Below are 17,864 nucleotides of genomic sequence, written 5' to 3'. Positions count from 1 at the left end.
GCCGCATGCCAGAATAGCGCCTGTTTCGGCAAAAGCGCCATTTTCCTCCCTCTCAACCAACGACTCCCATGCTGCTGAAAGCGGACACCCTCAAAGTTGCGTGCTCGAACTGCAATCTGCGTGAGCTTTGCATGCCCGTCGGCTTGTCCGAAACCGAGTTGCAGCGCATCGACGACCTGGTCGCAGTGCGCCGCCGCGTCAAACGCGGCGCGACGCTCTTTAGCAACGGGGAAAAATTCACTTCGCTCTACGCCATACGCACGGGATTTTTCAAGACCTGTGTGGTCACCGAAGACGGTCGAGACCAGGTCACGGGCTTCCAGATGGCCGGCGAAATCATCGGGCTCGACGGCATCGTCCATGAGCATCACACCTGCGATGCGATCGCCCTCGAAGACGCCGAAGTCTGTGTAATGCCCTTTCACCGGATCGAAGAACTGTCCCGGGAAGTCGGCGCCCTGCAGCACCATGTGCACAAGATCATGAGCCGCGAGATCGTGCGCGAGAACGGGGTGATGCTGTTGCTGGGCAGCATGCGCGCCGAGGAGCGCCTCGCGGCGTTTTTGCTCAATCTGGTTCAGCGGCTCCACGCGCGTGGCTTTTCGCAGTCCGAACTGGTATTGCGAATGACCCGCGAGGAGATCGGCAGCTATCTGGGGCTGAAACTCGAAACGGTCAGCCGCACCTTCTCGAAGTTCGTCGAAGAAGGCATCTGCGACGTGCGCCAACGCCATGTGCGCATCCTCAATCCCGAGGCCCTCAAAGCCATCGTCAACAACCCGAGCTGCCGGGATTGAACCTAAATTCAGCAGTTGACCGCTTTTCGCTGAATGCAAGGTGTTGATGTTTCAACAATTTTCGGTGCGCAGGCCCTTCACCGTTGGGGTGAGAGCTGCGCACCCGTTCGAGTCGCCCTCGGGCGCGGGGGCGGCGTTGCAAATCCTCGCCATGGCGCCCGCCATGGCTGTGGTTTGCGCCTTGCCCGCGCGCCCGATGACGACCCGCCCGGGCGCGCCCAACTGCCGGATTTAGGTTGAACGGCCAAAACTGGACCGGTCTAGGGAAAACGGCGACGGCTCTGCGACGCTCACGGCCCAGCGCCGGGGAACGTCAATGAAAAGTCACCCGCTGTAGCTCAGTGGGAAGAGGGTGACCGCTCTTGCTTCGGGCACCCGTCGGGGCGGTCCGTCGCAGGCAAAGGGCAACGATTCACCTCGAACGGCGACATCGAAAGCAGGGTTGTCAAGGCACTCGAGCCGAACGTGCAGGCCCAAAACACGAAAAACGCCAAGGTATAGACGCCGGACCGCGACAACTCGAGCGGCGCGCCCAGCCAGTGCAACTCCGTTGGATCGACGACGGCAAACACCAGCATCTCCAACACGCCGGCCATCAAAAACGACGGCCATGCGATCCACATCCACCGCTGGGCCTTGATTGAGGTTGTCTCCATCGTTTTGTACTCCTCCAAACACCGATCCGTGAGATACGACCAGCCGCGCCTCACCCAGGTTATTTTTTCGGATTCAGCACCTGCGCCGGAATGCCGGTTTGCGCGTGGTTGCGCGCAAGCTCCGCGGGTGCAATCGCTTGAGGCGAAACCGCCTCCTCCTCGGCCGGTGCCCGGCCGTAATACTCTTGCTGCACCGGATCGGGGTTCTTGATGGCCAGATAGAGCGTCACGAACCCGGCGACCACGACCACTGCCGGCCCGCTAATCACCAGCCAGACATGGCCAAAACGCCACCAGGGTTGAGTCGGTTTCATCGCTGGGCTCCTTTAACTCGGAATGATAAAGACAGATTTCTCGACGACCACTTTACCGGGATGCTCCAGCGCCTCGAGCGTGAACTCGATCGGATGCGTGCCGGGCTCGGCGACCCCATAGGGAACGCGTGCGGTGACGACCACCCAACGCGCTTCGGCGGGTCCGACGCTGAACACGTTTTCCGACGCCACACGGATGTCTTTGAGGCCCCGAACGTCGATCTTCACCCGTTGCGGCTCCTCACGAGCATTCATGATTTGGATGCGGTACACGTTTTCGAGCTGCCCACCCTCGACGATGCGCGCCAAGGTCGCACGGTCGCGCACCACGTCGGCCTTGAGCGGCGGACGCAAGACCAAGGCGGTGATCATCGCCGCGAGCACCACGGTGATGATGGTCAGATAGACCAGCACCCGGGGCCGGAACATGTGGCGCACCACCTGCTCCTTCGTCCAGTGCTCGCGCATCGCATTCTGCGTGGTGTAGCGAATCAGGCCCTTCGGATAACCCATCTTCTCCATCACGCCGTCGCACACGTCGATGCACGCCGCACAGCTGATGCATTCGTATTGCAGACCGTTGCGGATGTCGATCCCGGTCGGGCAAACCTGCACACACAAAGTGCAGTCGATGCAGTCACCGAGACCCAGCGCCTTCGGGTCGGCTTTGCGAGGACGCGGCCCACGCGGCTCTCCGCGCTCGGCGTCGTACGAGACGATGAGCGTGTCCTTGTCGAACATGGCGCTTTGGAAACGCGCATACGGACACATGTACTTGCACACCTGCTCGCGCATGTAGCCGCCGTTGCCATAGGTGGCAAACCCGTAGAAAAACACCCAAAAGGTTTCCCACGGCCCCATGTTCCAGGTCAGAAACAGATGGCCCAACTCTCGAATCGGAGTGAAATAGCCGACGAAGGTGAAGCCCGTCCACAGACCGACTGCGATCCAAGCAAGTTGCTTGGCGGCTTTGCGCAGGAACTTCTCGAGCGACATCGGCGACTGGTCGAGGCGCATGCGCGCGCTGCGGTCGCCTTCGATCTTGCGCTCGATCCACATGAAGATCTCGGTATAGACCGTCTGCGGACACGCGTAACCACACCACTGACGCCCCGCGATCGCCGTGAACATGAACAGCGACATGGCGGAGAGGATCAGCAAGCCCGTCAGGAAGATGAAGTCCTGCGGGTAGATGACGAGGCCAAAGATGTAGAAGCGCCGCGCCCCCAGGTCGAACAAAACCGCCTGCCGGTTTCCCCATTGCAGCCAGGGTGTCAGGTAAAAAACCGCCTGCGTCAGAAAGACGAAAAACCAACGCCACCGCGCGAACGTGCCGTCGACGCTGCGCGGATATATCTTCTTAGAGGCTTGATACAACCAGACCACGTCGGACTCGGCTTTGCCCGAGTCCTGACCTGGTTTGGACGTATCCAAGCTGCCTTTCCCGGCATCCTTCGTGCCGCTCGACGCCCGAGCTTCCATTTCATTCGCTTCGCTCATGTTTCGATCCTAGATCCGCAATAAAGAAGGGGGCACGAACGCCAGGCCCGCGCCCCCAATCCATTCGACGAAATGGCGCCTTACTTGGCAGCCGCCACCGCCCCGGTCTGTTGCGAGAGATTCCAAATATAGGCCGTCAGCACGTGGATCTGCTCCGGCGTGAGTTTGCCGGACCAAGCAGGCATCTGATTGGTCTTGCCTTTGTTGATCATCTCCATGATCGCGTTTTCGCCAAAGCCGTGCAGCCAAACGTTGTCGGTCAGGTTGGGAGCGCCAATGGCGGGGTTCCCCTTGCCCTCGGGGCCATGGCAGGCCGCGCAAACCACGAACTTAGGCTTGCCGAGTTCGGCGCGTGCGGAGTCATGCGGCGCCCCCGAAAGGCTCAAGACGTAGTTGGCGACGTTGCGCACGTCTTCCGGCGATCCGACGGCCGCGGCCATCGGCGGCATGTTGCCGATCCGGCCCTGCTCCAGCGTGGTCTTGATCGTCGCGGGATCCCCGCCGTACAACCAATCCCCATCGGTCAGGTTCGGGAAGCCTTTGCTTCCCTTGGCATCGGCCCCATGGCACTGCGCGCAGTTGTTTTGATAAATCCGCTCGCCAATCGCCATGGCTTTGGGATCTTTGGCCACTTCCTCGGGAGTCATGGCCATGAACTTGGCGTAAATCGGGGCCACTTCCTTGTTCCCCTTGGCCACTTCGGCTTCGTACTGCCCGTAGGAGGTCCAACCGAGCTTGCCGGCAAAGGTGCCCGCGCCAGGGTAGAGGAAGAGATAGGCTAGGCCGAACACCACCGTGATCACGAACAGACCCACCCACCAACGCGGCAGCGGGTTGTTCATCTCACGCAAATCGCCATCCCACACATGGCCCGTGGTGTTGTCATGCGAGGTCATCGCATGGGTCTTGCCACTGAACCAGAGAAGCAAGGCGCAAGCCAGGATGCTGACGACGGTCGTGACCGCGACGTACAGATCCCAAAAGTTGCTGGTGAAGTCGCTCATGTTGTTTTCCTTTCAGCCGGTCAGTCTTGCTGGAACGGCAGACGTGCCGCTTCTTCGAAGTCTTGCTTGCGCTTGCCCGACCAAGCCCAGGCGACGATGCCGATGAACAGCACGAAGCTCAGGACCGTCACGGCGGACCGCACGGTGTTGATATCGAAGTCCATGACGTGTTCCTGCGGTTACTTGCGTGCCGTCCCGAGCACCTGGAGATAGGCGATGACGGCGTCGAGCTCCGTCTTACCCTTGACCTCTTCGGCCGCTTTGGCGATTTCCTCGTCGGTGTAGGGCACACCCACGGACCGCAGCGCCTTCATATGGGCCGGCAGGGAAGCAGCGTCCACCTCGTTTTGCGCAAGCCACGGATAACGCGGCATGTTGGACTCCGGCACGACGTCACGCGGGTTGTTGAGGTGGATGCGATGCCATTCGTCGCTGTAGCGACCGCCCACACGCGCCAAGTCTGGACCCGTGCGCTTGCTGCCCCACTGGAAGGGATGGTCATAGACGAATTCGCCCGCAACCGAATAAGGGCCATAGCGCAAAGTCTCGGCGCGGAAGGGGCGAATCATTTGCGAGTGGCAGTTGTAGCAGCCCTCGCGTTGGTATACGTCCCGACCCGCGAGCTGCAGCGCGGTATAGGGCTTGAGGCCCGCAACCGGCTGCGTGGTGGATTTTTGGAAAAACAAGGGGACGATCTCCACCAAGCCACCGACGACCAGCACGATGAGCGTGAGCACGATCATCAGGAAGTTGCTGGTCTCGATGCGCTCATGCGAGAGGCCCGAGCTTGCATTTTGTGCAGCCATGTTGTGCTCCTTAAGCGTGCGCCGCGGCGGCGGGAATCTGGACGGTCACGGCACGGCCCGCTGTTGCGGTCTTGAACGTATTCCAAGCCATGACGCACATGCCAAACAGATACAGCAGACCACCGCTCAGGCGCAGCACATAGAACGGGAAAGTGGCCTTGACCGATTCAACGAAGGTGTAGGTCAGGGTGCCGTCGGGGTTGACGGCGCGCCACATCAGACCTTGCATGACGCCGGCGATCCACATAGCGGCGATGTAGAGCACGATGCCGATGGTGGCGGTCCAGAAGTGGATTTCGATCGCCTTGACGCTGTACATCTGCTTCTGACCAAAGAGACGCGGGATCAGGTAGTACATCGAACCCATCGTGACCAAGCCCACCCAGCCGAGCGCGCCAGAATGCACGTGACCCACGGTCCAGTCCGTGTAGTGCGACAGGGCGTTCACGGTCTTGATGGACATCATCGGACCTTCGAAGGTCGACATGCCGTAGAAGGACAGGGAAACGATCAGGAAGCGCAGGATCGGGTCGTCACGCAGCTTGTGCCAAGCACCCGAAAGCGTCATGATGCCGTTGATCATGCCGCCCCAGCTCGGTGCCAACAGGATCAGAGAGAACACCATGCCGAGGGACTGGGTCCAGTCGGGCAGCGCGGTGTAGTGCAGGTGGTGCGGACCCGCCCACATGTAGGTGAAGATCAGCGCCCAGAAGTGGACGATGGAGAGACGATAGGAATAAACCGGGCGCTCGGCCTGCTTCGGAATGAAGTAATACATCATGCCGAGGAAGCCCGCCGTCAGGAAGAAGCCGACCGCGTTGTGCCCGTACCACCATTGCACCATCGCATCCTGCACGCCTGCGTACACCGAGTAGGACTTGAGCGCACCAGCCGGGATGGAGATGTTGTTGAAGATGTGCAGCAGCGCGACAGCCAAAATGAACGCGCCGTAGAACCAGTTCGCCACATAGATGTGACGCACCTTGCGCGTGCCGACGGTGCCGAAAAACACGATCGCATAGGCCACCCACACCGCCGTGATCAGAAGGTCGATCGGCCACTCCAGCTCGGCGTACTCTTTGGACTGGTTGTAGCCCAGCGGCAAGGTGATGGCCGCAGCGAGAATGACGAGTTGCCAGCCCCAGAACACGAAGGAGGCGAGCTTGTCGCTGAACAGGCGAACCTGGTTCGTGCGCTGAACCACGTAGAACGAGGTCCCGATCAGCGCGCTTCCACCGAACGCGAAAATCACCGCGTTGGTGTGCAGCGGCCGCAATCGGCCGTAGCTGAGCCACGGAATACCCGCAAAGAGGTCGGGGAATGCCAACTGGGCCGCGACGATCACGCCCACCAGCATGCCAACGACACCCCAGACGACCGTCATGATGGCGAACTGGCGCACAACGGTGTCGTTGTACACAGTCGCCTGTGCGTTTGCAAACTTCATTTACGTCTCCATTACCAAAAAGACCAGCCTCGAGTTTCCAGGGTAAACCGGATCACAACCTTGATGATTGTCAATCGTCCCTCAAGATCCGCTCGGCCTCGACATCGATGTCGTCGAACTGCCCGCGAAAAATCGCCCACCACATGCCGGCAAGGATGAAAAAAACCAAAACCACCGACAGCGGAACGAGCATGTAGAGGATCTCCATTAGACCGCCTCCTTCAGTTCCTGCCGAGTCGCCGCACCCAAGGCCTCGTGAGCCTCAGGGCGGGACAAGCGCAGCGCATTGAGCACGACGAAGAGCGAACTCGCCGCCATACCCAGACCGGCAAGCCATGCCGGCAACCAACCAAAAATCGCCAACGGCACACAGAGGGCGTTGTAGCCCACCGCCCACCACAGGTTCTGCCGCACGATCTTCAGGGTGCGCCGCGACTGCTCGACCGCCTGGGCGATCGGCCCGAGCCGCTCACCCAGCACGATGAAATCGGATTTGGACTGAGTCAAAGGCACCGATTGACCCAAGGCAAAGGCCACGTGAGACCCCGCCAGCACGGGCCCGTCATTGAGTCCGTCGCCCACCATGGCGACACGGTGACCCGCCTTCTGCGCCCGCTGAAGGGCCGCGAGTTTATCCTCGGGCAGGCACCCACCCTGGATTTCGTCGGGACCGAGGCCCAACTCGGCTGCCACCCGGCGCACCGCTGCGGGTCGGTCGCCGGAAAGGATGCGCACCTGCAGGCCCAACCGGCGCAAAGCCTCCACCGTCGCGGCTGCATCGGGCCGCAGCGCCTCGCGCAGCTCGAAGCTTGCAAGCCAACCAGCTTCATCGGCCAGATAGACCTTGAGCGTGTCCGAGTCGTCGGCCACCACGCCGCAAAATGCCGCCGAGCCCAAACGCAGCACCCCCTGGATCGCCGTGCCAGCGATCACGGACGGCGTCGGCCGCGCCTGGACGCCCAGACCCGACTGCTCCTGCACCTCGACGACGTCGAACGCGCTCAGGCCACGCGCTGCGGCCGCCGCCACCAATGCGCGCGAGACCGGATGCAGCGAGTGGCGCGCGAGCCCAGCCGCCCACGCCAAGGCCTCGTCTGGGGAAATGCCCGGCCGCGCCTGCATCTGTTGCAGCGCAAACGCATCGCGGGTGAGGGTTCCGGTCTTGTCGAAAACGATCCAATCGACCGAAGCCAAGGTTTCGATGGCTTCGAGCCGCCGCACGAGCACCCCCCGGCGGGCCAGCGCGCCAGCACTCGCAAGCATGGCTGCCGGCGTCGCCAGCGACAGCGCACAAGGGCAGGTAACGATCAGCACGGCGACGCCCACCATCAAGGCGTGCCCCGGATTCTGCGGCCACCAATACAGCACGGCAGCCCCTGCCGCAAGCAGCACGCCCACGAGAAAGGGCTTGGCGATCCGATCGGCAAGCCGAGCGATTCTGGGCTTGGACGTAGCCGCGGCGTCCATCAACGCGACGATCTGGGCAAATCGGGTTTGCTCGCCGGTGCGCTCCACCCGCATCAGCACGCTGGCCGTCAAGTTGTGGCTGCCGGCGATGACCGAACTGCCCGCCGGATGGGCGACCGGGCGCGACTCACCGGTCAGCAGCCCCTCGTCGACCATGGTTTCGCCTTCGACCAGCACCCCGTCTGCAGGAAACGCCTCGCCGGCCCGCACGCGCACGACGTCACCAACTTGCAGGCGGCGAACGGCCACCCGCTCAAAGCTGCCGTCGGGCCGCTGGCGTTCGACGCTGTCGGGCAAGCGATTCATCAAGGCTTCGAGCGCCCCGGCTGTGCGGTCGCGCATGCGCAACTCGAGCCAGCGCCCGGCGAGCAGGAAGAACACGAACATCGTGAACGAGTCGAAATACACCTCGGCACCGAAAATGCCGTTGGGGTCGAACGTTCCCGCGGTGCTGACCGCAAATGTGATGAGCATGCCCAACGCCACCGGAAGATCCATGCTGATGCGGCGCTCGCGCAGGTCCCGCAAGGCATTTTGGAAGAACGGGCCGCAGGAAAAAATCAGCACCGGCAGGCTCAGAACCCAGGAAGCCCAGCGCAGCAGGTTGCGCAGGTCGGGGGCCATGTCGCCCGGCTCGGCGACATACACGGGCCATGCGTACATCATGACCTGCATCATGCACAGGCCCGCAACACCCAGGCGCCACACCGCCTGGCGCATTTCGTTCTTGCGCCGTTCGTTCAAAAACGCGTCGTTCGCGGGGATCGCGCGATAGCCTGCTCGCTGCGCGGCCTGCATCCACTGGGAGGGTTTGACTGCCGCCTCGCCCCAAACGATCCGCCCACGGTGGCTGGCCGAACTGACCTGCACCGACTCGACGCCGGGCATCTTGCGCAGCGCATCCTCGATCGTGAGCGCGCAAGCCGCGCAGTGCATGCCTTCGAAAACGACGCTGGATTCCCAACATCCGGGTTTGTCGGGCACGGGGCGGCTGAACGCGGACCACTCGGCGGGATCATCGAGCAGCGGCAGCACCTGGGCCGCCTCGGGCGGCTCCGCAGTCAGCCCGGTCAAAGGAGAAGTCGCGCCAGCGGTCATGGGCCGTGACTGTACGGCAGAAGACCACGGGATGCTTGATTTACATCAAGCGAGAGCAGCCCCGCTCGCTTAAGCTGAAAACCCCCGACTGAAAGAGGACACCGCGATGTACCAACGCATACTGGTTGCCACCGATGGCTCGAAGCTGTCCAAAAAAGCCACCGCCCATGCCATCGAACTCGCCGCGCTGTGCGGGGCCGAACTGATCGCCCTGCACGTCGTTCCGCGTTACCCGCAGAGCTATTTCGAAGGCTCCATTCCCTTGCCACCCGAGGATGTCAAGCGCATCGAAGCCGAATGGGCCGAGCAAGGCCGTGCGATCGTCGAGTCCGTCAAGGCCGCGGCCGAACCGCGTGGCGTCAAAGTCAAGCCCGTGACCATCAAGAGCGACATCGTCTCCGACGCCCTAATCGCCGCGGCCAAGAAGCACAAGGCCGACTTGATCGTGATGGCCTCGCACGGGCGCCGCGGCATCGAGCGGCTGCTGCTCGGCAGCGAAACACAGCAAGTTCTGACGCACTCGCACATTCCGGTGCTGGTTTTGCGCTGACGCCAGCAGAAAATGCTCAGGCAATGCTCCTGCTTTAGGAGTAGTCAGTCGGCCCGCTGGCCGCCTGTACTGCATCGAACAGGTGCTGGTAACGCTCGCGTAGCTGGTTTTTCTGCACCTTGCCCATGGTGTTGCGGGGCAGGTCTGGCTCGACGAAGCAGCGCTTGGGAATCTTGAAGTTGGCCAACTGAGCTTTGAGCGCTGCCAAAACCGCCTCGGCCTGCACCTGCGCACCCGGGCGCGGCACGACGATGGCCACGCCCACCTCGCCAAAGTCCGGGTGCGGCACGCCGACGACGGCGCTCTCGGCCACCCCCGGCAGTTCGTTGATCACCCCCTCGATTTCCGCCGGGTAGACGTTGTAGCCGCCCGAGATGATGAGGTCTTTGCTGCGTCCGACGATGGTGACGTACCCGTCTGCGTCGAAACGGCCGACGTCCCCGGTCTTGAAGAAGCCGTCGGCGGTGAACTCCTCGGCGGTCTTCTCAGGCATGCGCCAGTAGCCGGAGAACACATTGGGGCCACGCACCTGGATGTGCCCCGGCTCCCCCGTGGCAACCGGGCGGCCAGCGTCGTCGACGATGCGCAACTGCACCCCCGGCAGCGGAAAGCCCACCGTGCCGCCGCGGCGCTCGCTGCGCCCGCCGTAGCGCGGGTCGGCGGCATAGGGGTTGGAGCTCAGCATCAGCGTCTCGCTCATGCCGTAGCGTTCCAGGATGGTGTGGCCGGTGCGGGCTTGCCACGCGCGGAAGGTTTCGATCAGCAGCGGCGCCGAGCCCGAAATGAACAGCCGCATGCCGCGCGCCGCCTCGGGCGTGAGCGCGGGCTCAGCCAGCATGCGCACATAGAGCGTGGGCACGCCCATGAAGACGGTCGCCTCGGGCAGCCGCCGCACCACTTGCGCCGCGTCGAAGCGGTTGAACCAGATCATGCGACTGCCTGACAGCAGCGCGCCATGGATGGCGATGAAGAGGCCGTGCACATGGAAGATCGGCAACGCGTGCAGGAGCACGTCACCGCCCTGCCCCGCCGCATCGGGTCGCCGCCAGCCCCAGTAGTCATGCAGCACCTGGGCGTTCGAGAGCAAATTGCCATGCGAAAGCATCGCGCCCTTGGAGCGACCCGTGGTGCCACTGGTGTAGAGGATCGCCGCCAGTTCGTCCGAGCGCTTGGGCACGGTCTCGAAGCGGTCGCTCTGCGCACTCGCGCGCTCGAGCAGGCTGCCGCTGCGGTCGTCGCCGAGCGTGAACACATGCCGCGTCCCCGCCTGGAACGCCAAGGTGCTGACCCAGCCGAAGTTTCCCGGCGTGCAAACCACCACGGCGGGCTCGGCATTGCCGATGAAATACTCGATCTCGGCCCGCTGGTACGCGGTGTTGAGCGGAAGGAAGACGTAACCCGCGCGCAGCGTGGCGAGGTAGAGCAGCATCGCCTCGACCGATTTGTCCACCTGCACGGCGATGCGGCTGCCTTCCTCGAGCCCCAGCGAGCGCAGAAAGTTCGCCAACATCGCCGTGGCGCGCTCGATGTCGCGCCAGCTGTAGGCCAGGCCCGCCGAGGGGCCATCCGCGACCTCGACCGCCACCGCATCGAGGTTCGCCGGAAAAGCGGCCCGCAGCGCCGCGTAAAGGTTGCCGTGACTCATCGAAACCACCCCGAAAGAAACCCACTGCTCAGAAATTCGGCCGACGCTTGGCCAAGAATGCCGCGATGCCCTCACGATGCTCGGCGCTGTCGGCGTAGTCATAGGCTGTGGAAACTATGTTTTCCATAGCAACACCTGAGCGTTTTACGCCGGCATCCGGGCCAAAAAGCTCAAAAAACAGCCGCTTCGTGCGGCGCGCGGCCTCGGGCGCGAGCGCGGCCATGCGTTCGGCACGCGCTGCGGCCTGGGCCGCGACCTCCGCGTCAGGGACCACCTGGTGGAGAAAGCCGCGCCGCTCCATGACCTGCGCATCGAGGACGGCCGCCTCGAGCAGCATCTCGCGCGCCGTCATCTCGCCCACCGCCCGCGCGACCAGCGCCGCTTCGCGCGGCGCCATCGAAAACCCGAGCCGCGCAATCGGCGCCCCAAAACGCGCGCCTTCGCCCGCCACCCGCAGGTCGCAGCAGCTCGCGATCTCCACGCCTGCGCCCATGCACGCGCCTTCGATCTGCGCGATCAGCGGCACTTCGCAGCGCAGCAGCGCCGAAAGCGCGGGCCAGACTACCTCCTCGTGAAACTGCCGCAGACCCTCAACCGAAAAGCGAAAGTCGGGGTATTCGGCAATGTCGCCACCGGCGCAGAACTGGCCCTCGGCGCCGCGCACGATCACGCCGCGCAAGCCGCGCTGCCGGTCGATGTCTTCGGCCACCTCGCGCAGCGAGCGCCACATCGCCACTGACATGGCATTGAGCTTGCCCGGGTGGACGAGCGTCAGCAGCCCAATCGCGCTGCGCGTCTCCCAATGGATGGCGCCTGCCATCGCCCGCCCCTTCAGTGCGCGGCCGCGCGCACGAACGGCGCGGGTTGCCGCTGCGCCCACACCCACAGGGCCACGCCGCCGAGCACCATCGGAATGCACAGCCATTGCCCCATGGTCAGCCCCAGCGAGAGAAAGCCGAGGAAGCTGTCGGGTTCGCGGAAGAACTCCGCTATGAAGCGCAGGCAGCCGTAGCCCACCAGAAAAGCGGCACTCACCTCCCCGAGTCGACGTGGCCGGCGGGCGTAGAGCCACAGCAGCACGAACAGCAACACGCCTTCGAGCAAAAACTCATAGAGCTGCGAGGGATGCCGCGCCGAGCTGCCAGCGCCGCGAAACACCATGGCCCAGGGCAGTGACGGGTCGGCGACCCGCCCCCACAACTCGCCATTGATGAAGTTTCCGATGCGACCGGCCGCCAGCCCTGGCGGCACGCAAGGGGCGATGAAATCCATCACTTGCAAAAACGGCCGCTGCCGCATGCGCGCGAACCCAGCCATGGCCACCAGCACGCCCAGCAGCCCGCCATGGAAACTCATGCCGCCCTGCCAGACCGCGAAGATCTCGGCCGGATGCGCAAAGTAATACGCGGGCTTGTAAAACAGCACATAGCCCAGGCGCCCGCCGATGACCACACCGAGCACGCCGTAAAACAAAATGTCTTCGACGTCGCGCCGCTGCCAGCCCCATTCGCCCTGCGTCAGCGAGGCATAGGGCTCATGGCGCAGCCGCCGCAAAGCCAGCGCCATGAAGAGCCCAAAGGCCACCAGGTACATCAAGCCGTACCAGTGAATCGCCACGGGCCCGAGGCGCAGCGCGACGGGGTCGATGTCCGGATGCATCAGCATGGTCTGGCCCCGCTGCTCAGTCGCCCAGCATCGACAGGTCGCGCACCGCGCCCTTGTCGGCCGAGGTCGCCAGCATCGCATAGGCCTTGAGCGCGGCGGACACCTTGCGCGGACGCGGTTTGGCGGGCTTCCAGCCTTTCGCATCCTGTTCGGCGCGACGGCGGGCGAGTTCCTCGTCACTCACGAGCACGTCGATGCGACGGTTCGGAATGTCGATGCGGATGCGGTCGCCCGCTCGCACCAGACCGATGGCGCCGCCGGCCGCCGCCTCGGGCGACACATGCCCGATCGACAAGCCCGAGGTCCCCCCCGAAAACCGCCCGTCGGTCAGCAAGGCGCACAGCTTGCCGAGCCCTTTGGACTTGATGTAGCTTGTCGGGTAGAGCATCTCCTGCATGCCCGGCCCGCCTTTGGGGCCTTCATAGCGCACCACCACCACATCACCGGGCTGGACCTTGTCCGCCAGGATGTCGGCCACCGCCTCGTCCTGCGATTCGGTCACATACGCACGACCCTCGAACACCAGCAGGCTGTCGTCCACCCCCGCCGTCTTGACCACGCAACCCGCTTCGGCAATGTTGCCGTAGAGCACGGCCAGCCCGCCCTCCTGCGAATACGCATGCTCGACCGAACGGATGCAGCCCTCGGCGCGGTCGGTGTCCAGGCTCGGCCAGCGCGTGCTCTGTGAAAACGCCTGCTGCGTCGGAATGCCTGCGGGCCCGGCGCGGTAGAAGGTTTGCACCGCCTCGTCCTGCGTGCGCATCACGTCCCATTGCTCCAGCGCCTCGGCCAAGCTCGCGCTGTGCACGGTCGGCACATCGGTGTGCAGTTTGCCGGCCCGGGCAAGCTCGCCCAAGATGCCGAAAATGCCGCCCGCGCGGTGCACGTCCTCGACGTGGTATTTCTGCGTGTTCGGCGCCACCTTGCAGAGCTGCGGCACCCCGCGCGAGAGCCGGTCGATGTCGGCCATCTGAAAGTCGATCCCGGCCTCCTGAGCGACTGCGAGCAGATGCAGGATGGTGTTGGTCGACCCGCCCATGGCGATGTCGAGCGCCATCGCGTTCTCGAACGCCTTGCGCCCGACCGCACGCGGCAGCACGCGCTCATCGCCCTGCTCGTAGTAACGCCGGCAAAGCTCGACGATGAGCCGCCCGGCCCGCTTGAACAATTGCTCGCGGTCGGCATGGGTGGCCACCAGCGTGCCGTTGCCCGGCAGCGACAGCCCCAGCGCCTCGGTCAGGCAGTTCATCGAGTTGGCCGTGAACATGCCCGAGCACGAACCGCAGGTCGGGCAAGCCGAACGCTCCACCTCGGCCACCGTCTCGTCGCTGACCTTCGAGTCGGCCGCCATGACCATCGCGTCGATCAGGTCGATCTTGTGCACGCCCAGGCGCGTCTTGCCCGCCTCCATCGGTCCACCCGAGACGAACACCACGGGAATGTTGAGCCGCATGGCCGCCATCAGCATGCCCGGGGTGATCTTGTCGCAGTTGCTGATGCAGACCATCGCATCGGCACAGTGCGCGTTGACCATGTATTCGACCGAGTCGGCAATGATGTCGCGGCTTGGCAGCGAATAGAGCATGCCGTCATGCCCCATGGCAATGCCGTCATCCACGGCGATGGTGTTGAACTCCTTGGCCACGCCACCGGCGGCCTCGATCTCGCGGGCGACGAGTTGTCCCAGGTCCTTGAGATGCACATGCCCCGGCACGAACTGCGTGAATGAGTTCACGACGGCCACGATGGGCTTGTCGAAATCGCCGTCCTTCATGCCGGTGGCGCGCCAGAGGGCGCGGGCTCCGGCCATGTTGCGGCCGGCGGTGGTGGTTTTGGATCGATAAGCAGGCATGGTTGATCTCGCAGACAAAGGGGGGCAAACGGGGCGGGACACAGGTCCCGAGACAGAGCAGTTTTCGATTCTACGGAGCCACAGGCACAGAGCAGGCGGCGTTCAACTGGCCGCGAGTCCAAGGGAGGACCACCTACCGACTCGGCCGCCTTCTCTTTCGATCAGCGCCGGCGCCGAGGCGTCATGCCCAACGCTTCTTTGCTTCTTTCGATGCGCTCGCGTTTGCGCTGCTCCATCTTTTCCATTTCGCGGCGCTTGGTGTACCCGCTCCAGTCGGCCCAGGTCCACCAGGCCACCGCCAGGCCAAAGGGCGCAAGCACCACCCACCAGCTCCAGGTTGCCACCGGGCCGAGTTCCAGGAATTTCAGCAGCAGCAGAATCAGTCCGAGTCCGAGGAAATACATCACCGCGCTCCCACGAAAAATATGCAATCGCTGATACACGTCAACCGATTCCCCTAAAATCGCGTTGAACGTCAGCAGTCGCGTCCAAAGACTGTAACCCAACCCCTGAGGAGCAACGATGAAACGAGTCCTTTTCGCCCTGGCCGCCCTGGCCGCCGTGTCCGCCCCCGCCATGGCTGACGAAGCCCTGGCCAAGGCCAAGAATTGCATGGCCTGCCACGCCGTCGACAAGAAGCTGGTCGGCCCGGCTTACAAAGACGTCGCCAAGAAGTATGCGGGCGACGCCAAAGCGGCCGATATGCTCGCCGCCAAGATCCAGAAGGGTGGCTCGGGCGTTTGGGGTGCGGTCCCCATGCCCGCGAACCCGCAGGTCAACGACGCGGAAGCCAAGAAGCTCGCCGCCTGGGTGCTGTCGCTGAAGTAATCGGCGCTCACGCATCGACAAAAAGGCCCGCGAAAAGCGGGCCTTTTTGTTTCCACAGCGCCCTCCGGAAAAGCCGAAGGGCGCCCAAATACAGCCTCAATAGGCCTGGCCAAGCTGATCCAGAATCGCCGGGTTCTCGAGCGTCGAGGTGTCTTGCGTGATGGCCTCGCCCTTGGCGATGCTGCGCAACAGGCGGCGCATGATCTTGCCCGAGCGGGTCTTGGGCAGGTTCTCGCCAAAGCGAATGTCCTTGGGCTTGGCGATGGGGCCGATCTCCTTGGCGACCCAGTCGCGAAGTTCCTTGGCAATCGCACGCGCCTCGTCGCCCGTCGGCAGCGGCCGCTTGAGCACGACGAAGGCGCAGATCGCTTCGCCGGTCGTCTCATCGGGACGGCCCACCACGGCGGCTTCGGCCACGAGATCCGTCTTCGCGACCAGCGCCGACTCGATTTCCATCGTGCCCATGCGGTGGCCCGAGACGTTGAGCACGTCGTCGATGCGACCCGTGATGGTGAAATAACCCGTCTTGGCGTCGCGGATCGCGCCGTCGCCCGCTAGATAGTACTTGCCGCCGAACTCTTCGGGGTAGTAGCTCTTTTTGAATCGCTCAGGGTCGCCCCAGATCGTGCGGATCATCGACGGCCACGGGCGTTTGATGACCAAGATACCACCCTGCCCATTGGGCACGTCCTTGCCCGTCTCATCGACGACCGCCGCCATGATGCCCGGGAACGGCAGCGTGCAAGAGCCCGGAACCAAGGGCGTCGCCCCGGGCAACGGCGTGATGACATGGCCACCAGTCTCGGTCTGCCAGAAGGTGTCGACGATCGGGCAGCGCTCGCCTCCCACATGCCGGTAGTACCACTCCCAGGCCGCAGGATTGATCGGCTCGCCGACCGAACCCAAAAGGCGCAGACTCGAGAGGTCGAAATTACGCGGATGCACCGTGTCGTTCGATTCGGCCGCCTTGATGAGCGAACGGATCGCCGTCGGCGCCGTGTAGAAAATCGTCACCTTGTGACGCTCGATCATGCGCCAGAACCGGCTCGCGTCCGGGAAGGTAGGAACGCCCTCGAACACGATCTGCGTCGCACCCAGCGCCATCGGTCCGTACGCGATATAGGTGTGGCCCGTGATCCAGCCGATATCAGCCGTGCACCAGAAGATGTCGTTCGGCTTGAGGTCGAAGGTCCACGCCGTGGTCAGCGCCGCATGGACCAAATATCCACCCGTCGAATGCTGCACGCCTTTGGGCTTGCCGGTCGAGCCCGAGGTGTAGAGCAAAAACAGCGGATGCTCCGCCTCCACCCACTCGGGCTCACAGGTCTGAGCCTGCCCGCCCACCACGTCGGCCATCCAGCGGTCGCGCCCTTGCACCATGTTCACCGGCGCACCGCTGCGGCGCACCACGAGCACGCGCTCGACTGAATCGCAGCCGCCAAGACTCAGCGCCTCATCGACGATGGCCTTGAGCGGCAATTGCTTGCCCCCGCGAATTTGATGGTCGGCGGTAATGACGACCTTGGCGCGGGTGTCTTCGATGCGGTCACGCAGCGCCTGGGCAGAGAAGCCACCGAACACCACGGAGTGCGTCGCGCCGATGCGCGCGCAGGCCAACATCGCCGCCACGCCGTCGATCGACATGGAGATGTAGATCACGACCCGATCGCCCTTTTGCACGCCCAGCGAACGCAGCCCGTTGGCAATCTGGCAGACCTTGGCGTGCAGGTCACGATAGTTGATGCGCGTGACCTCGCCGTCATCCGCCTCGAAAATGATCGCGGTCTTGTCACCCAGTCCGCGCTCGAGGTTGCGGTCGAGGCAGTTGTACGAAGCGTTGAGCGTGCCGTCCGCAAACCACTTGAAAAAAGGCGCGTTGCTTTCATCGAGAACCTGGGTGAAGGGCGTCTTCCAGGTCACCATTTCCCGGGCACGCTTGGCCCAGTAGCCCGTGTAATCGCTCTCGGCCTCGCGACACAAGGCTTCATAGGCAGACATACCCGAAATGGTGGCCTGCCGGACGAACTCCTCGCTGGGGTAATACATCCGGACTTCACCCGCTTGCGGGCCACCGGCAGTCGAAGCATTCATTTTCGGTCTCCTCTGAATCAAGAAACGAACAGCAAGATTTGCGGCCGCGACTGTGGAGCCGCGCTCTTACAAGGCACTGACTCGCGCAGCCAGCGCACGGCCAGAGCACGGCCCGATCGGCTCCCTAAAATAAGGCCTCATTCC

General features: G+C 63.6%; 19 protein-coding genes. 4 read left to right on the top strand and 15 right to left on the bottom strand.

Features of this window, described 5'->3' with window-relative positions; translation table 11 throughout:
- Window positions 1–68: 68 nt before the first annotated feature.
- Window positions 69–797 carry a fumarate/nitrate reduction transcriptional regulator Fnr gene (gene fnr / locus EDC62_RS05425; protein ID WP_425469949.1) on the top strand — a complete coding sequence of 243 codons (729 nt, stop codon included), beginning with the start codon at window positions 69–71 and terminating at the stop codon, window positions 795–797.
- Window positions 798–843: 46 nt separating this feature from the next.
- Entirely contained in the window at window positions 844–1,032 is a 189-nt protein-coding gene (locus tag EDC62_RS05420; protein WP_124221369.1) for a hypothetical protein, read from the top strand.
- Window positions 1,033–1,135: 103 nt separating this feature from the next.
- Here the strand turns inward: EDC62_RS05420 and EDC62_RS05415 are convergent, their stop codons facing one another.
- The 9 genes from EDC62_RS05415 to EDC62_RS05375 form a co-directional block, all read right to left on the bottom strand.
- Window positions 1,136–1,438, bottom strand: coding sequence for a hypothetical protein (locus EDC62_RS05415; RefSeq protein ID WP_124221960.1), 303 nt, complete (start codon window positions 1,436–1,438; stop codon window positions 1,136–1,138).
- A gap of 74 nt (window positions 1,439–1,512) precedes the next feature.
- The gene (locus EDC62_RS05410) at window positions 1,513–1,767 is read right to left on the bottom strand and encodes a FixH family protein (protein WP_124221367.1); all 255 of its coding nucleotides are present in this window, start codon (window positions 1,765–1,767) and stop codon (window positions 1,513–1,515) included.
- Between the two features lie 12 nt (window positions 1,768–1,779).
- The gene (gene ccoG, locus EDC62_RS05405; protein WP_245968765.1) at window positions 1,780–3,267 is read right to left on the bottom strand and encodes a cytochrome c oxidase accessory protein CcoG; all 1,488 of its coding nucleotides are present in this window, start codon (window positions 3,265–3,267) and stop codon (window positions 1,780–1,782) included.
- 80 nt (window positions 3,268–3,347) lie between these two features.
- Entirely contained in the window at window positions 3,348–4,271 is a 924-nt protein-coding gene (gene ccoP, locus EDC62_RS05400; RefSeq protein ID WP_124221365.1) for a cytochrome-c oxidase, cbb3-type subunit III, read from the bottom strand.
- A gap of 20 nt (window positions 4,272–4,291) precedes the next feature.
- A complete protein-coding gene (locus EDC62_RS05395; RefSeq protein WP_124221363.1) occupies window positions 4,292–4,435 on the bottom strand; it encodes a cbb3-type cytochrome oxidase subunit 3 in 144 nt (47 codons plus the stop codon).
- 15 nt (window positions 4,436–4,450) lie between these two features.
- A complete protein-coding gene (gene ccoO / locus EDC62_RS05390) occupies window positions 4,451–5,077 on the bottom strand; it encodes a cytochrome-c oxidase, cbb3-type subunit II (RefSeq protein ID WP_124221361.1) in 627 nt (208 codons plus the stop codon).
- Window positions 5,078–5,087: 10 nt separating this feature from the next.
- Window positions 5,088–6,524: a cytochrome-c oxidase, cbb3-type subunit I gene (gene ccoN / locus EDC62_RS05385; RefSeq protein ID WP_124221359.1), complete on the bottom strand. Its 1,437-nt coding sequence runs from the start codon at window positions 6,522–6,524 to the stop codon at window positions 5,088–5,090.
- Between the two features lie 70 nt (window positions 6,525–6,594).
- The gene (gene ccoS / locus EDC62_RS05380; RefSeq protein ID WP_124221357.1) at window positions 6,595–6,732 is read right to left on the bottom strand and encodes a cbb3-type cytochrome oxidase assembly protein CcoS; all 138 of its coding nucleotides are present in this window, start codon (window positions 6,730–6,732) and stop codon (window positions 6,595–6,597) included.
- On the bottom strand, window positions 6,732–9,089 hold the full coding sequence (locus tag EDC62_RS05375; protein ID WP_124221355.1) for a heavy metal translocating P-type ATPase: 2,358 nt from the start codon (window positions 9,087–9,089) through the stop codon (window positions 6,732–6,734). The genes ccoS and EDC62_RS05375 overlap by 1 nt, the downstream gene beginning before the upstream one ends.
- A gap of 106 nt (window positions 9,090–9,195) precedes the next feature.
- On the opposite strand from EDC62_RS05375, the gene EDC62_RS05370 reads away from it, so the two are divergent.
- Entirely contained in the window at window positions 9,196–9,639 is a 444-nt protein-coding gene (locus EDC62_RS05370; RefSeq protein ID WP_124221353.1) for a universal stress protein, read from the top strand.
- A gap of 34 nt (window positions 9,640–9,673) precedes the next feature.
- Here EDC62_RS05370 and EDC62_RS05365 read toward each other — a convergent pair whose 3' ends face one another.
- The 5 genes from EDC62_RS05365 to EDC62_RS05345 all read right to left on the bottom strand — a co-directional run bounded on the left by EDC62_RS05365 (window position 9,674) and on the right by EDC62_RS05345 (window position 15,205).
- On the bottom strand, window positions 9,674–11,284 hold the full coding sequence (locus tag EDC62_RS05365) for a malonate--CoA ligase (protein ID WP_124221351.1): 1,611 nt from the start codon (window positions 11,282–11,284) through the stop codon (window positions 9,674–9,676).
- Window positions 11,285–11,312: 28 nt separating this feature from the next.
- The gene (locus tag EDC62_RS05360; protein ID WP_124221349.1) at window positions 11,313–12,104 is read right to left on the bottom strand and encodes an enoyl-CoA hydratase/isomerase family protein; all 792 of its coding nucleotides are present in this window, start codon (window positions 12,102–12,104) and stop codon (window positions 11,313–11,315) included.
- 11 nt (window positions 12,105–12,115) lie between these two features.
- On the bottom strand, window positions 12,116–12,949 hold the full coding sequence (gene lgt, locus EDC62_RS05355) for a prolipoprotein diacylglyceryl transferase (RefSeq protein ID WP_124221347.1): 834 nt from the start codon (window positions 12,947–12,949) through the stop codon (window positions 12,116–12,118).
- A 16-nt stretch (window positions 12,950–12,965) separates the two neighbouring features.
- Window positions 12,966–14,801 carry a dihydroxy-acid dehydratase gene (gene ilvD / locus EDC62_RS05350; protein ID WP_124221345.1) on the bottom strand — a complete coding sequence of 612 codons (1,836 nt, stop codon included), beginning with the start codon at window positions 14,799–14,801 and terminating at the stop codon, window positions 12,966–12,968.
- 161 nt (window positions 14,802–14,962) lie between these two features.
- Window positions 14,963–15,205 carry a TIGR04438 family Trp-rich protein gene (locus tag EDC62_RS05345; protein WP_124221343.1) on the bottom strand — a complete coding sequence of 81 codons (243 nt, stop codon included), beginning with the start codon at window positions 15,203–15,205 and terminating at the stop codon, window positions 14,963–14,965.
- A 118-nt stretch (window positions 15,206–15,323) separates the two neighbouring features.
- Between EDC62_RS05345 and EDC62_RS05340 the strand changes: the two genes are divergently transcribed.
- Entirely contained in the window at window positions 15,324–15,629 is a 306-nt protein-coding gene (locus EDC62_RS05340) for a c-type cytochrome (RefSeq protein ID WP_124221341.1), read from the top strand.
- Between the two features lie 96 nt (window positions 15,630–15,725).
- Here the strand turns inward: EDC62_RS05340 and acs are convergent, their stop codons facing one another.
- Window positions 15,726–17,675: an acetate--CoA ligase gene (acs, locus tag EDC62_RS05335; RefSeq protein ID WP_425469962.1), complete on the bottom strand. Its 1,950-nt coding sequence runs from the start codon at window positions 17,673–17,675 to the stop codon at window positions 15,726–15,728.
- Window positions 17,676–17,864: the final 189 nt, after the last annotated feature.

The sequence above is a fragment of the Tibeticola sediminis genome (genome assembly GCF_003843835.1).
GTDB classification, from domain to species: domain Bacteria; phylum Pseudomonadota; class Gammaproteobacteria; order Burkholderiales; family Burkholderiaceae_C; genus Tibeticola; species Tibeticola sediminis.
This window is presented reverse-complemented; position numbering and strand designations above follow the sequence as displayed.